Raw genomic sequence first — 15,014 nt, 5'->3', positions numbered from 1 at the left:
AGCACACCGTGACCACATCCATCAGCGAATCCCTCGAAGGCCGACACGCTCTGGTCACCGGCGGCACCAAGGGCACCGGGGCCGCCATCGCCCGACGTCTCGCCCAAGCCGGCGCGACCGTGCTGGTCACGGCCCGCAGCCGCCCCGACGGCGTCGAGGAGAAGACGTTCATCCCCGCCGACCTGTCCAGCGCCCAGGGCGCCTCTCACGTGGCCGCCGAGGTGGACGCCCGCGTGGGAGGCATCGACATCCTGGTCAACACCCTCGGCGGGTCCGAGGCACCGGCTGGAGGGTTCGCGGCGCTCGGCGAGGACGACTGGGCCAGGGAGCTGAATACGAACCTACTGGCCGCCGTCCGCCTGGACCGCGCGCTCCTGCCGCACATGATCGCCACAGGTAAGGGCGTAATCGTGCATGTCACCTCGATCCAGCGCCGCATGCCGCTGTGGAACGGAACCCTGGCCTACGCCGCCGCCAAGGCCGCCCTGACCACCTACAGCAAGGGCCTGGCCAACGAGGTCGCCCCGCATGGCGTCCGCGTCAACACCGTCTCGCCCGGCTTCGTGCAGACCTCGGCCGCCGACAACCTCGTCGCCCGGATCGCCCACGACGCAGGCATCACGCAGGAAGCGGCGCTGGGCCGGCTCATGGACTCCCTGGGCGGCATCCCGCTGGGCCGTCCAAACCGGCCCGAGGAAGTCGCCGAGCTCGTCGCCTTCCTAGTCTCCGACCGCGCCTCGGCCATCGTCGGCGCCGAACACGTCATCGACGGCGGCACCACCCCCACCGTCTGAACCAGCCACCACCCCAAGGAGCGTCATGCACGACAACCAGCCCCGAACCAGCCCCCCGGGCCCCCTGCCCGAGGTGATCACCCGCTACCTGGCAGCGCACCACGCCCACGACACCGTCACCGCGATCACGGCGTTCACCCGCGAAGCCACAGTGATCGACGACGGCAACTCCTATGAGGGCACGGAGGCCATCGGAGAGTGGCTCGACCGATCGGCCACCGAATTCACCTACACCATCCACCTCACCGGCGCCCAGCAGACCGACGCAACCCGCTACATCGCCACCCACCACCTCGAGGGCGACTTCCCCGGCGGGACCGTCGATCTGCGTTACCAGTTCACACTCCGCGATGGCCTCATCGAACGCCTCGTCATCGAACCCTGAATCCCTTCCAGCACCACCCGTTGCCGTCTCATACGAGAAGCCCCGCTCGCCCCGCAATCTCGGTGTCTCGATTCCCGGCGCGTGGAGTCCTCCGATGTCGGGCAGGGAGGGCCGGTCAGGTGTGGTGGCGGGCGCGGGAGGCGGCGGCGTGGGCGCGGTTGGCGCAGCGGGTCGAGCAGAACTGCCGCCGCCCCGGCCGGCTCCGGTCGATGAAGGCGTCCCGGCACGGCGAGGCCGCGCACAGCCGCAACCGCGCCCAATCCCCCGCAGCGGCCACGTCGAGCAGTTCGCGCACCGCGCGCACCGCCAGCCGGTCCGCCGTCCCCGCGCCGTCGTCCGCCCCGAGCCGTAGCACCGGCACCCCGTCCACGTCCTCCACGGCCACACGTGTCGGCAGCCCGGCCGCGAACCTGGCCAGCGCGCGCGTCCGCTCCGGCGGCTCGCAGGCCAACACGGCCCGCAGCCGCCCGCGCATCTCCCGCACAGCGGCCAGCTCAGGCTGCTCACCAGGCGACTCGGGCTCTTCACCAGGCGATTCGCCGAACTCCTCCTCGCCGAACTCCGCGCAGAACTGCCGCAGGGCCGCAGGGTCCGGCAGCCGCTCCGGCTCGTCCAGATACTCATCCCACGTGTTGGCGAGGTCCAACGCCACCAACCCCGTATCGACGTACTGGCGCATCTCGTTTTCCTCCTGCTACCGTCAGGACTATGAGCACTATAACCCCTGACACAAGATTCGCCATCCTCGACGCTCCCTCGAACCTCGGCCTGCGCCCGCCCGCCCCTGACGCGGTTCCCGGCTGCTACAAGGCCCCATGGGCGCTGCGCGACGCCGGGCTGCGGGAGCGGATCGGCGCGGACGACGCGGGCGCGGTGGTTCCGCCGCGCTACGTGGCCACCTGGCAGCCGGGCGACGGGGTCCGCAACGGCCCGGCCATCGCCGCGTACGCCAGGAAGCTGGCCGACCGCGTCGCCGCCGTACGCGAGTCGGGGGCCTTCCCGATCGTCCTCGGTGGCGACTGCTCGATCCTGCTGGGCCCGGCCCTCGCGCTGCGCGAGAGGGGACGCTACGGCCTGGCGTACCTGGACGCCCATGCCGACTTCCGCAACCTGGGCAATTCCCCGTACGTGAGCTCGGCAGGCGGAGAGAGCCTCGCCCTGGTGACCGGACGTGGCGACGACTACCTGACGGACATCGGCGGTCTGCGCCCGTACGTGGCCGACGAGGACGTGATCGTGCTCGGCGTCCGCGATGAGGAGGACCTGCGGGACGTCAAGGAGTCCGGTCTCGCGTACGTACCCGCCGCCGACCTCGGCCCCGGCACCCTCGACCTCGCCAGGAAGGTGCTGGTCCGCGACGACCTCGACGGCTTCTGGATCCACGTCGACGCCGACGTGCTCGACTCCGCGGTACTGCCCGCGGTCGACTCCCCCACGCCCGGCGGACCCGACGCGGACGGCCTGGCCGGGCTGCTCCGTGGCCTGCTCAGTCTCCCGGGAGCCGCCGGACTGGAGCTCACCATCTTCGACCCCGACCTCGACCTCGACGGCAGCCAGGCCGCCCTCCTCGTGGACGTCCTGGCGACGGCGCTCGCCACCGATCGGTGAGGCTTACCCGTCCATCGAGAACGACGATGACCCGTCCGGTGCGGGTGTCCCGACTGGTGGGACGACGGGCCGTACTCCCTTGACGATGCCTGATCCACCTCGGAGGATTATGTACAGATTGTGGACTAAAAGCAGTCAGGGGAGCCGAAGTGACCAAGCCGCTCAGCGTGCAGCTCTACTCCGTAAGGGATCAACTGGCCGCCGACCGTAACGACGTGCTGCGCCGAATAGCCGAAATCGGTTACGGGGCCGTCGAGCCCTTCGATCCGACCGGCGATCCCAAAGGCTTCCGGCAGGTGGCCGACGATCTCGGACTGACCGTTTCGAGCACGCACGCCTACGCGCTGCTCAGCAAGGAGCCGGCCGAGGTCTTCGACGCCATCGCCACCGTGGGCACCGACCTCGTGATCATCCCGGGCGGCATCAAGGAGGAGGAGTTCACCACGCGCGACGGCCTGTCCAGGACCGCCGACCTGCTGAACGGCCTGGCCGAGCAGGCGGCCGCGTACGACATGCGGATCGGCTACCACAACCACTGGTGGGAGATCGAGCCGCGGATCGACGGCCGCCACGCCCTGGAGGCCCTCGCCGACCTGCTGGCTCCGGAGGTGTTCCTGGAGATCGACACCTACTGGGCCGCCGTGGGCGGCGCCGACGTGCCCGCCCTGCTGCGCGGTCTTTCCTCCCGGATCCTGGCGCTGCACGTCAAGGACGGCCCGGGCGTCAAGGAGGAGCCCCACGTGGCCGTGGGACAGGGCGTCATGCCGGTGCCGGAGATCCTCGCGGCCAGCCCGGACACCTGGCGGATCGTGGAGCTCGACAGCTGCGCGGGCGACATCTTCGAGGCGCTCGCCGGCAGCCACGACTACCTCACCGAGCTGAGCGCTTCATGAGCTCCGGACCCGTAGGCGTCGCCATCGTCGGCGCCGGTGTGATCAGCGGCACCTATCTCCGTCAGCTGACCTCCTTCCCCGACGTCCGCGTGCTCGGGATCGCCGACCTCGACACGGCCAGGGCCGCGACCGCCGCGCGCGAGCACGGGGTGCCGGTCTCCGGCACCGTCGAGACCGTACTGGCGGTGCCGGAGGTGGAGATCGTCGTCAACCTGACGATCCCGGCCGCGCACGCCGCCGTGGCGCTCGCGGCGCTGCGCGCGGGCAAGCACGTGTACAGCGAGAAGCCGCTGGCCCTGGACATGGACGAGGCGGCCAAGGTCACCGCGGAGGCGGCGAACCTCAACCTGCTCGTCGGCAACGCCCCCGACACCTTCCTCGGCGCGGGGCTCCAGTCGGCGGCCAGGGCGCTCGCTTCCGGTGTCATCGGCACCCCGGTGAGCGCCGCGGCCGCCTTCCAGAGTCTTGGTCCCGAGTCGTGGCACCCCAATCCCGAGTTCCTCTACCAGCGTGGCGCCGGTCCCCTGTTCGACCTGGGCCCCTACTACCTGACCGCCCTCGTCGCCCTGCTCGGCCCGGCGGCCCGCGTCACGGCCAGCACCCGGCGGGCCCGCGACCACCGGGTGATCGGCTCGGGGCCGAAGGCGGGTACGGCGTTCGCGGTGGAGGTTCCCACGCACGTCAACGCGCTGATCGACTTCGCGGGCAGCGCCAGCGCGACCGCGACGTTCAGCTTCGACTCGCCCATCCGCCGGCAGACGATCGAGATCATCGGCACCGAGGGGGCGCTGTCGCTGCCCGACCCCAACAACTTCGACGGGCAACTGCTGGCCCGCGGTCCGCATGACGCCGAGTGGCGGGAACTGCCCGTCACGGGTACGACGGCCGGGCGCGGCCTGGGCGTCCTGGACATGGCCAGGGCGCTGCGTACCGGGACCCCGCACCGGGCCTCGGGGGCGCTCGCCCAGCACGTACTCGAGATCATGACCGCCATCGGCGACGCCGGAGATGACGGCGAGGCCCGCCGCCTGCACACCACATCACCCACCCCGCCACCCCTCCCCGACGGCTGGGACCCGCACGCCGCCACGCTGACGTAGACATGGCAGACCGGCCCGTTCACGCTTGGTCAGCCAAGCATGAGCGGGTCGGCCTCAATCGCGAGCAGGCCTGCCTCGATCGTGAGCGGGGCGGCTTCAAGTGGAGATCGGTTGCGTGACCTCGTGACGGAGTGTCGAATGGGATCGGCACGTGGGCGCGACGTCGGCGAACCGCTTGGAGTGGCAGATGAGGCCGTTGGTCATCGCATTGATCGCGATCCTGCTGGCCGCGGGCTGTTCGACGCCGAGACGGGACAAGATCACGGTGGCGTGCGGCGCGAGCGAGCGATGGTGCGCGATGATGGTCAAGAGGTTCTCCGATTCCACCGGGGTGGAGGCCGAGTTCGTCCGGCTGTCGAGTGGGGAGGCGCTGGAGCGGATCAAGGCGGCCAGGGCGCGGCAGGAGTTCGACGTCTGGCATGGCGGTCCGGCCGACTCCTACGTGGCCGCCAAGAGTCAGGGACTGCTGGCGCCGTACAAATCCGAAAAAGCCAGTGAAATCCGGCACGGGTGGGCCGATCCGGAGTATGCCTGGAGCGGGATCTACGCCGGTGTGCTCGCCTTCTGCAACAACACCAAGGAGCTGGCCAAGCGCGGCATGCAGCCGATCCACTCCTGGCGGGAACTGCTGGACGAGCGACTGCGCGGCAGCGTCGCCATCGCTCACCCGGCCACCTCCGGAACCGCCTACACCGCCCTGTGGACACAGGTGGAACTCAACGGCCGCGACCAGGACAAGGCACTGGGCTACATGCGCGGCCTCCACCCGAACGTACTGAGGTACAACTCCTCCGGCAGCGCGGCCGCCTTGCAGGCCGCCAAGGAGGAGGCGGCGGTCGGCGTCGTCTTCTCCCACGATTGCGTCGCCGCCCAGGAGCAGGGCTATCCGAACCTGCAGGTGACCTTCCCGCAGGAGGGCACCGGCTACGAGCTCGGCGGCCTGGCCGTACTGGCCGGAGCCCACAACCCCGACAGCGCACGCAAGTACGTCGACTGGGCGCTGAGCGGAGAGTCACAGCGGCTGGGGCCGCTGGTGAACTTCTACGCCCTGCCCACCAACACCACGGTGCCGGCGCACTCCAAGGCGGCCGACCCGGCGACGGTCAAGCTGGTCTCGTACGACGTGGAGGTCGCCGGCCGCGCCAAACAGTCACTCGTCGACAGGTTCAGCGCGGAGATAGCCCGGCCACCCGTCTAGGAGCAGCCCTCGAACTGCGGGACGGAGACCACCGACAGGTCGATGCCCGACTTGCCGAACCACTTGTCCAGCAGCATGTTCGCCGTGCCGTCCTGGTACATCTCGGTGATGGCCCGGTTGAGCTCCTCGCAGCCGTCGACATCACCCTTGCGAATGCCGATCGCCGTACGTTGCTCGTTGAAGGTCGCGCCGACCAGGTGCAGGTCGACGCCCGGTTTGGTGAGCAGCCCCGCCAGGATCTGGCTGTTGGTGGAGATGGCGTCGATCCTGCCGTCCTTGATCATCTGCAGGCAGACGTTGTAGTCGGGCGCGGGGACGGCGATCGCCTTGACCCGGCGCTCGTCGATGATCCGCTGCGCGATGTTCGTGCCGCGCACCCAGCAGATCTTGCGGCCCGCCAGGTCGCGGACGTCGCGGATGACGTCCTTGTCGGCCGGCCGCACCGCGATGTCCTGGAAGTCGACGTGGTACGGCCCGGCGAAGTCGATCACCTTCTTCCGCTCCGGGGTTACCGACATGTGGGCGAAGACCAGGTCGGCACGCCCCTGCGTGAGCACGGTGAGCTGGTCTCCGGCGGTGATCTCCAGCCAGTGGATCTTCTTGCCCAGCCGGGAGATCAGATATTTGGCCACGTCGATGTTGAAGCCGTCGTATCCACCGTTCTGCCCCTTGAAACTGATCAGCGGGACGTCGGAGCGGATGGCGACGATCAGCTCGTCCTTGTCCACAAGGGACTCCGGCCGCCCCGCGCCGCAGGCGGTGAGCAGCAGCATCAGGCAGATCAGCAGCTTTCTCACCGGTACTCCCTGAGTCGTGGCCAGATCCCGACCAGGATGAGCAGGGCACCGGCGGCCAGCCCGGCGGGGATCAACCGCCACAGCGTCTCCAGGGCCCCGTCGCCGCTGTCGATGGCGCGCTCGAAGTCGGACTCGTGCCGCCGGACCAGCTCCTCCAGCATCTTGTCGTAGCTTTCGTAGGTCTGGGTGAGCTCGCCGTCCCAGTATTTGATCGCCGCTTCGGCCGTCATGGTCCGCATTCGCGCGTCCGCCTGCTGGAACTTCTGGTAGACGGCGAAGAGGCGTTCCCGGTCCTGGCCCGTCAGGCTGCCGAGCAGGCCCTGGAAGTTGCCCCGCAGCTTGCTCTGGTAGTCGGGCAGGCTGGTGGAGTCGACGGCCGCGATCGTCTGTGACTTGTCCAGGAAGTTGTGTTCGTAGGTGTCCTTGCGGAAGCGGTCGAGCAGGTAGCGGTTCTGGTCTCCGTGCATGCTGTTGCTGATCGCCCGTGCCCTGGTCAAGGTGAGCACGGCGTCGAAACCGCCGCGCTTGGCCTCGTCCAGCGCCTGGCCCTGCCGGTTGAGCAGGACCGTGCCCGTCACCAGACCGGCCGCGGTGAGCACGGTGGCGACCACCAGGGCCGGCGCGAAGACCCGGCGGAACCTGCGGGTCAGGTACATCTGCAGGCCCAGCAGGCAGGCCAGCGCGAGCAGCCCGGCGACGATGACGGCGACGCGGGCCAACGAGGTGGTCGAGCGCTCGGCCACGTGCGCGCGCCGGACGATCGTCCCGGTTTCCAAGGTCAGGTTGTAGGCCTGGGGAAGCAGTTCGCGGTGCATGAGGTCGGTGGCCTTCTGATAGGCCTGGACCACATTGTCGGGCGGCTGTCCCGCGGTGTGCTTGGACTGCACGTCCAGCAACCGGGCCTGGGTCGCCAGCCGCTCGTAGCGGCCCAGCCCCTCGATCAGCGACTCGACCGTGCGTTGCTCGGCGGGATTGTCCAGGGCCAGCCGGTACGCCTTGAGCAGGCTCTCGGAGATCTCCAGCCGCCGCTGGTCATAGTTGGTCAGGTCGGCCTGCTGCTGGGGTCCGTACTCGCTGCCCAGCAGCAGGGTCTCGGCCACCAGCGCGTCCATCTCCGACATCTGCCGATACAGGCCGGTGGTGGCGAGCACCTGGGGCCCGGCGTCATGTCCGATGGTGCGTAAGCCGGCGCCCGTACTCGCCGCGCCGGCCAGGATCGCGGCCAGCAGGAGCGCCAGCGTCAGAAGGGACAGCCCGGCCAGCGTACGCAGCCGCCCGGAGACCGACTTCTCGCGCCGGGCCGGAGGCGCCGCTGTCACCGTCATGGCCCGCTCCGGCGGGAGACGCAGGGATCGTCGGTGTGCAACGCGCCTCCCGAGATCGACTCGTGCTGGGAAATTCGAGCATGGCCGCGGAAGTGACAGATCCGCAAGAGGGACTGCCGGTCGCACCGCCGAAGAGGACAGGTTTGCCCCCGTTCGGCCGCCGGAAGCTAACGTGCTGGCTGCGCTTCGACGGCGGCCTGTGGTGGACGACCCCCGACGGGGCCGAGGCGACCCGCGCACGGCACGCGCACGAGGTCGCGAGCGGCTACGAGTCGCACCTCATCGGCCGCGCGGACACCAGCGACCGGGTCAGCGGGGTCCAGGTGGGGGCGGGCCTCGCGATCCACAATCCGGGTGACGGCTGGGTCTCCCTCCCCCACCTGATCCGCGAGCTCGCGGACGAGCTGGTCCGTCGTGGGGGACGGCTCGTCACCGGCGCGGGCCGCTGCTCGGTGCTCGTGGAGGACGGCCGGGCACGGGGAGTGCGCGGCGCCGACGGCACGTCATGGCGTGGCGACGCCGTCGTGGCCGCCTGCGGTGCGCAGACCCCGGCGGTGCTCGCGGAGCTCGGCGTGGACCTGCCGGACGCGTCCCCCCTGTCCATGCTCGTCATCACCGAGCCGGTCGAGACCGAGGTCGTGACCGTGCTGAACACGCCGCGCGCGGCGATGCGCCCCAACCCCGGATCGACGTTCGCGATCGACCACAGCTGGTACGAGGAGCACATCACCGAGCACGCCAACGGCTCCTGCTCGATCGACGAGAAGTACGTCAAGGAGCTCATCGCCGAGGCGTCCGTCCTGCTCCAGGGTGATGTCACTCTCCGGGCGGCGTCGTGGCGGCTCGGCCGCAAACCGATACCGGCGGACGGGGAGCCGGTCTTCGGCGAGTTGGAGTCGGTGCCCGGCTGCCATGTGGCGTTCACCCACTCGGGTGCGACGCTGGGGCTCATCGCCGGGGAGCTCACCGCGTACGAGGTGCTCACCGGCACCGGGCATCCGCTCTTGGCGGACTTCCGCCCGGAGCGCTTCTCCCGAACGGGGTGACCCCGGGCACCCGCGAAACCGCGAAACTGGACGGTCTTGGTGCTGCAACTCGCTACTGATCGCGTATCAAGCGACTGGCGTTCAAATTGCCGTGACATTTGCACTCAGATCGCGAGCGGAAGAAGTGATGTCAGCAAACAAGCAACGTCCTGACGACCAGCCGGAGTTATCCGACGGCGGCAACAGCGGCAGACAATTCCCAGCAGACGTCGTCGTGCCGGAGCTCTCTCGCAGAACCTTTCTGGGGAGCAGCCTCGGAGCCATGGCTGTGGCCTCGCTGCCCTGGGCCGGCGCCCCCATCCCGACGTCATGGCACTGGGCTCTTCACGGCAAGCCCGGCCCTGGGGTGACGTACGGGATCGGCGCGGTGGCGGTCCAGGACACGACAGTCTCGATGGCCTCCCGTCCTTTCGTATTCGTGCGAGGGGATGACAGTCATCTGTACATTCTCTGGGAAACCCCCGCCGGTATATGGGAATGGGTCGACCAAGGGGGAAAGGTCGACCGACCCGTTGGTGTCATCGCCCTCGGCGACGATCCGAATGGGAATCGACCCTACGCGTTCGTCGTGCGAGATGGACATCTCTGGGTGCGCTGGTGGAACGGCACAACTTGGATCTGGTCCGATCAGGGCCAGCCGGCGAGCGTCGACGTTCTCGATGGCCTCGGCGCGGTGACGGTCGCGCTGAAGCGGACGCTGGATCTCGCCCCCTTCGCCGTCGTAACCGGCAGCGACGGCAATGCGTGGGTGAACTGGTGGAACGTGTCGTCCTGGAACTGGTACAACATGGGTTCGCCCGGCGTCGCGATCGCCTCCTCGATGGGAGTTCTCGCCGTCCCGGACGAGAGAACCGGCGGGGAGAGCCTGCAGGTCTATGTGTGGGGCGGCGACAGGCAGCTGTGGCTCGGTGTCACGGACATGGTGTCCACGCGATGGACCGCCCTTGGTGGGCCCCCCGCGGTGATCAGTGGATCGGCCGGTGCGGCGATCATCATAGGCGCCTCGGAGGTGCTCTCGCAGCCCTGCTGCTTCGTTCTGAGCGCATCACACGGCGACCTCTGGGCCTGTCAGGACGGCACCTGGCTCAACATGGGCGCCCCGCCGAGTGACCACTACGCCAAGATCGGTTTGGGTGCGAGAAGCGTCCTGGACATGAACAACGGCTCCCAATACGCACTGGTCTTCGTGACCGACGGCAACAACTCCGTCTGGGCCTGTCGGTGGGACGGCACCAATCCGGTCTGGGAGGATCACGGGAATCCGACTGGCCATACCATCGACGCGGGCATCGGCATCACCAACACACAGACCTCGCCTGCGGCAGCTTGGCTGCCCCATGCCTTCATGCGAACCACAGACGGGCTCGTATGCGAGAACTGGCAGCAATAGGGCCCATCTGAGCGACGTCGCCGGATATCGCTCAGGTCTTCAAAGCAAGGCGACCCGCCTCAGAAGCCGGGGCGCGTCCGCTACGAGGGAATGACGTACGCGTTGGTGCTCGACCGGCCGGTGCCGTTCACGGCGGTGATGTAGAGGAACGGGCGGCGGGGATCGACGTCGGTGGGCGTGGGGAAGGGGATCCAGGCGGCACCGGCCTCGTCCGGTCCCTGGGCGACGGTCACCGTCTTCATCCCCGCCCCGGCGCGGGCGTACTGGACCTTGATCGTCCCGCCCGCGAGGTTGCGGCCGGTGATCGCGATCCCGGCCGCGTTCCTGGTCGCGCCGACGATGAGCGGCGCGTTCCAGGAAGCGTGGAGGTCGTCGCTCAACGACGGGGTCATCCAGTTGAGGCGGCAGGTCAGGAACGGGTCCCAGCCGTAGGAGATCACCTTGGTCACGGCCTCCCCGGCCGCCATGACCTGGGCGTCGAGCCGCTTCTTGGTCGTCCGGCCGCGCAGCGGCAGCGGGTCGGCCCGGCCGCACTCGCCGGCCACCGGGGCGGGCTCGAAGGCCTCCGCGTTCATCCACAGCTCCACCCCCGGCGGCCGGGACCGCGCCGCCGCCTGGAGGTAGTCGTAGGTCGAGCCGTAGTACGCCTTCCGGTTGGTGACGTCTCCCACCATCGGCACCAGCCGGCGATCGACTTTGGCGTCCACCTCGTCGCGGCCGTACACGGGCACCTTGCCCGTCCCGCGCCCGTCCTGCACGGCGACGATCATGGGCGCGCCGTGCGCGGTGGCGGCGATGGCGAGCAGCCCCGGCCCCACCCGCTCGGGCGGGAAGCCCTTGTCCCTGCGCGCGTCGAAGTAGGGACTGACCAGGATCTTCTTCCCCGGCAGCGTGGCGGCCACGACGGTGTGCTGGGCCTGGTACAGGTCGATGGTCGGATCGACGCTGGGCCGCGACTTCACCGCCAGCTCGAACGACTGGTACACCCCGGCGAACGCCGCCGACGGCCCGTACCTGCCCCGATAGTCCGTCACCACCCGCTCGGTGAACGCGGTCACGGCGCCGAGGTGCGTGAGGTCGGGCAGCCACGGCCGCTTGACGTCCTGCGGCGCGGCGGGCAGCCCGGGGAACACCTTCATCCCGTACCCGGCCGCCTCCGTCATCAGGTTGCCCAGCCCGTCGCCGTCGGTGGCGATCAGCACGAGGTCGTACGGGCCGCGTGAGCAGGATCTGCCCAGCAGTAACCGGTAGTAGATCCGCTCGCCGCTCTCGATCCGCCGGTCCAGGCCCGGACACCGCAGCAGGCCGTCGCCGAACAGCTCGTTCGCCGCATAGCCGTAGACCCGGCGGATGCGCGGAACCGCCTCCCGAGCGGCCCGGTAGCACGTCTTCCCGTTCTCGACGCAGCCGGTGAAGTCGGGGTCGGGCGCGCCCTCCTTCAGCAGCCGCCCCGCCCGGTCGACCCGGCTGGGCACCAGACGCGGGCCGAACGTGATGAGCGTGTCACCGCCGACCCCGTGGATCGCCTCCACGGTCCGCCGCGTGACACACGGGTCCGAGCGAGGCACCAGCCAGTAACCGGTGATCGCGTACGGCGCGTCGACCCGGGTGTCCCGCGCCGGACAGCCCTCGTCGACCGGCGTCACAACAGGAGTGAGAGAGGGCGTCGTGGCCTCGGCCCGCGTCCCAGGAACGACGGTGGCCGCCAGCACCGCCACGGCCGCGAACCCGCGCAGGATCCACCCGGATACCACATGACCTCCTCGCGCGAGTGTCCGCTCGCGGCCAGAACGGTCGTACCCGTTAGATCACCCCATGCACCTTATCGTGGCCCGGCCGGACCCCCAGGAAACAAACCTGGGGGCCACGACACGGACTGCTCAGGCCACCGGGTCGTCCGCCGGATCGCGGTACGGCGTGGTGAAGGTGTGCATCCCCGACCCGACCTCCACCAGCTCCCCGGACGGCAGGTCGACCTCGGCGGTCGTCCCCGACGGTACGGAGACGGTGACCGTGAGGTTGCCGCCCGTCCGGGACCAGGCCACCGCCGCCGGGCCGTACGGCGTCTCGTGCTCGGCGGAGGCGTGGGTGAGACCGGCGCCGGGTCGCGGCGCGACGCGGATGCGGCGGTAGCCGGGCGCGGCGGGGGCCAGGCCGGCGAGCGTGCCGTGCAGGAAGTCGGCGACCGCGCCCAGCGCGTAGTGGTTGAACGAGGTCATCTCACCGGGGTTGACCGAGCCGTCGGGCAGCATGCTGTCCCAGCGCTCCCAGATCGTGGTCGCGCCCATGGTCACCGGGTACAGCCACGAGGGGCATTCGCGCTGCGTCAGCAGCCGGTAGGCGGTGTCGTGCTCCCCCGCCGCGGCCAGGGCGGCGCAGACCAGCGGCGTGCCGACGAAGCCGGTGCCGATGCGGTAGTCGTCCTGGTCCACCAGCTCGGCCAGCCGCTTGCCCGCCCGCGCCCGCTGCTCCGGCGTCTCCGCCAGGCCGAGGTGCAGGGACAGCGCGTAGGCGGTCTGGGTGTCGCTGACCAGACGGCCCGACGGCGAGAGGTATTCACGGCGGAAGGCCGCCCGGACGTCGGCGGCCAGCTCACCGTACTTCTTCGCGTCCTCGCCCCGGCCCAGCAGTTCGGCGGTGTCGGCCACGAGTTGCGCGGTCCACGCGTGGTAGGCGGTGGCGATGAGGTACGGGTCAGTCCGGGCCTTGCCGGGCCGGTCCGGCGGCGCGGCGGGGTCGAGCCAGTCGCCGAACTGGAAGCCCTCGTCCCACAGGTGGTCGTCCCCGGCGATGCCGGCGATATGGTCGACCCAGCCCTTCATGCTGTCGTACTGCGTCTCCAGCACCCCGAGGTCCCCGAAGCGCTCGTAGAGCACCCAGGGCACGATCACCGCCGCGTCGCCCCACGCCGCCGTCGGCATGGCGGGGAACTCGAGGCCGACCCACGGGATGTAGTAGGGCACCATGCCCGACTCGTCCTGTTCGGCGGCCAGGTCAGCGAGCCAGGAGCCGAGTGTGCCCGCGCAGTCGTACAGGAAGGCCGCGGTGGGGGCGAAGACCTGGATGTCGCCGGTCCAGCCGAGGCGCTCGTCGCGCTGGGGGCAGTCGGTCGGCAGGTCGACGAAGTTGCCGCGCATGCTCCACACCACGTTGTCGTGCAGGCGCTGGAGCTGCGGGTCCGAGCAGGTGAACCAGCCGGTACGGCGCATGTCGGTGTGGCAGACGACGGCCTGGACGCTGTCGGGGCGCAGCTCGCCCGGCCAGTCGATCACCTCGGCGTAGCGGAAGCCGTGCATGGTGAAGCGCGGCTCCCACTCCTCCTCCGCGCCGCCGGCCAGGGTGTACTCGTCCCGGGCGGCCGCGTTGCGCAGCGGGCGGCGTGACAGGGCGCCGTTCTCCAGAACCTCGGCGTGGAGGAGGGTGACGGTGTGGCCCGCCGGTCCCTGGACACGGATGCGCAGGCGGCCGGAGATGTTCTGGCCGAAGTCGAGGATGGTCTCGCCGGCCGGCCCCTTGATGACCTCGACGGGGCGCAGTGTCTCGAAGCGGCGCACCGGCGGGCCGGTGGGGGCGACGAGCAGGCCGCGGTCGTGGTCCACGACGTCGGCGGGCAGCCAGGCGCCGTCGTCGAAGCCGGGTGCGGACCAGCCGGCGGGCAGCAGGCGGGCGTCGTACTTCTCGCCGTCATACAGGCTCGCCGCGAGGATCGGGCCGCGCGCGCAGCGCCAGGAGCCGTCGGTGGTCACGACGTCGGTCGAGCCGTCGGTGTAGACGACTTCGAGCTGGGCGATGAGCGCGGTGCGCGAGCCGTACGTCTCGACCCGGCCGTCCTTGAAGCCGACGCGGCCGCGGTACCACCCGTCGGCGAGCATGGCGCCGATGGCGTTGTCACCCTCCGACAGCAGCGCGGTGACGTCGTGCGTGCGGTAGCGCAGGCGGTGGTCGTAGCTCGACCAGCCCGGCGCAAGGACGTCATCGCCCACGACCTGCCCGTTGATCTCCACCTCGTACAGGCCGTGGCCGGTCACGTACAGGCGGGCCCGCTCGACCGGCCCGCGGAGGGCGAAACCGCGCCTGAGCATGGTCGCGGGCCCGTCCGGCGCGCCGAGCAGTTCGGCGGGCGGCGCCGCCGCCTCCGCGCGCCACTCCTCCGCCTCCAGCAGACCGGCCTCGACCGAGGTCCACTCGCTCCACTCGCTCGCCTCGCCGTCCTGACCGCGGACCCGCACGCGTACGGCCCGGCGCTCCCGCGAGCGCAGGTCGTCACCCGGCCACGGGACCAGCACGGAGTCGGAGCGCCCGGTCGAGGAGACGACCTTGCCCTCCGAGTCGCGGATCTCGACGTCGTAGCCGTGCTGTTGCCAGCCTGGACGGTCGTTGCGGACCGTCCAGGACAGCCGTGGCCTGGGTTCGCCGATGCCGAGCGGCTCTCGGTGGTGCTCGAAACGCAGGTCGATGGTCATGCGGCTCCTCTGAGC

General features: G+C 70.1%; 13 protein-coding genes. 8 read left to right on the top strand and 5 right to left on the bottom strand.

All coding sequences use genetic code 11. The features are described 5' to 3' along the window. The first annotated feature begins 8 nt into the window (after positions 1-8). The gene (locus tag ACGFJ2_RS08060; protein ID WP_357941997.1) at positions 9-794 is read left to right on the top strand and encodes an SDR family oxidoreductase; all 786 of its coding nucleotides are present in this window, start codon (positions 9-11) and stop codon (positions 792-794) included. 25 nt (positions 795-819) lie between these two features. Next, positions 820-1,179 (top strand): nuclear transport factor 2 family protein, encoded by a 360-nt coding sequence (locus tag ACGFJ2_RS08055; RefSeq protein ID WP_357941994.1) that lies wholly within the window; start codon positions 820-822, stop codon positions 1,177-1,179. A gap of 115 nt (positions 1,180-1,294) precedes the next feature. On the opposite strand, the gene ACGFJ2_RS08050 is transcribed toward ACGFJ2_RS08055, so the two are convergent. Next, positions 1,295-1,858 carry a CGNR zinc finger domain-containing protein gene (locus ACGFJ2_RS08050; RefSeq protein WP_393465966.1) on the bottom strand — a complete coding sequence of 188 codons (564 nt, stop codon included), beginning with the start codon at positions 1,856-1,858 and terminating at the stop codon, positions 1,295-1,297. Positions 1,859-1,887: 29 nt separating this feature from the next. Between ACGFJ2_RS08050 and ACGFJ2_RS08045 the strand changes: the two genes are divergently transcribed. The 4 genes from ACGFJ2_RS08045 to ACGFJ2_RS08030 all read left to right on the top strand — a co-directional run bounded on the left by ACGFJ2_RS08045 (position 1,888) and on the right by ACGFJ2_RS08030 (position 5,978). Beyond that, complete coding sequence (locus ACGFJ2_RS08045) at positions 1,888-2,787, top strand: arginase family protein (RefSeq protein ID WP_393465963.1); 900 nt, start codon at positions 1,888-1,890, stop codon at positions 2,785-2,787. Positions 2,788-2,936: 149 nt separating this feature from the next. Then, on the top strand, positions 2,937-3,680 hold the full coding sequence (locus ACGFJ2_RS08040; protein ID WP_393465960.1) for a sugar phosphate isomerase/epimerase family protein: 744 nt from the start codon (positions 2,937-2,939) through the stop codon (positions 3,678-3,680). Further along, complete coding sequence (locus tag ACGFJ2_RS08035; RefSeq protein WP_357941986.1) at positions 3,677-4,780, top strand: Gfo/Idh/MocA family oxidoreductase; 1,104 nt, start codon at positions 3,677-3,679, stop codon at positions 4,778-4,780. The genes ACGFJ2_RS08040 and ACGFJ2_RS08035 overlap by 4 nt, the downstream gene beginning before the upstream one ends. A gap of 187 nt (positions 4,781-4,967) precedes the next feature. Beyond that, positions 4,968-5,978 (top strand): ABC transporter substrate-binding protein, encoded by a 1,011-nt coding sequence (locus ACGFJ2_RS08030; RefSeq protein ID WP_393465956.1) that lies wholly within the window; start codon positions 4,968-4,970, stop codon positions 5,976-5,978. Here the strand turns inward: ACGFJ2_RS08030 and ACGFJ2_RS08025 are convergent. Further along, entirely contained in the window at positions 5,975-6,775 is an 801-nt protein-coding gene (locus tag ACGFJ2_RS08025) for a transporter substrate-binding domain-containing protein (RefSeq protein ID WP_358177285.1), read from the bottom strand. The two genes, ACGFJ2_RS08030 and ACGFJ2_RS08025, sit on opposite strands and share 4 nt — an antisense overlap. Next, a complete protein-coding gene (locus ACGFJ2_RS08020) occupies positions 6,772-8,100 on the bottom strand; it encodes a hypothetical protein (protein WP_358177282.1) in 1,329 nt (442 codons plus the stop codon). Before ACGFJ2_RS08020 ends, ACGFJ2_RS08025 begins: the two co-directional genes overlap by 4 nt. Positions 8,101-8,243: 143 nt before the next feature. Between ACGFJ2_RS08020 and ACGFJ2_RS08015 the strand changes: the two genes are divergently transcribed. Continuing rightward, on the top strand, positions 8,244-9,146 hold the full coding sequence (locus tag ACGFJ2_RS08015) for an NAD(P)/FAD-dependent oxidoreductase (protein WP_393465952.1): 903 nt from the start codon (positions 8,244-8,246) through the stop codon (positions 9,144-9,146). Between the two features lie 127 nt (positions 9,147-9,273). Next, positions 9,274-10,536 carry a hypothetical protein gene (locus tag ACGFJ2_RS08010; protein ID WP_393465949.1) on the top strand — a complete coding sequence of 421 codons (1,263 nt, stop codon included), beginning with the start codon at positions 9,274-9,276 and terminating at the stop codon, positions 10,534-10,536. 80 nt (positions 10,537-10,616) lie between these two features. On the opposite strand, the gene ACGFJ2_RS08005 is transcribed toward ACGFJ2_RS08010, so the two are convergent. After that, the gene (locus ACGFJ2_RS08005; protein WP_393465946.1) at positions 10,617-12,290 is read right to left on the bottom strand and encodes a DUF4434 domain-containing protein; all 1,674 of its coding nucleotides are present in this window, start codon (positions 12,288-12,290) and stop codon (positions 10,617-10,619) included. 126 nt (positions 12,291-12,416) lie between these two features. Continuing rightward, entirely contained in the window at positions 12,417-14,999 is a 2,583-nt protein-coding gene (locus ACGFJ2_RS08000) for a family 78 glycoside hydrolase catalytic domain (protein ID WP_393465943.1), read from the bottom strand. Between the last annotated feature and the right edge of the window lie 15 nt (positions 15,000-15,014).

The organism is Nonomuraea sp. NPDC049028, assembly GCF_043197735.1.
GTDB lineage: Bacteria > Actinomycetota > Actinomycetes > Streptosporangiales > Streptosporangiaceae > Nonomuraea.
This window is presented reverse-complemented; position numbering and strand designations above follow the sequence as displayed.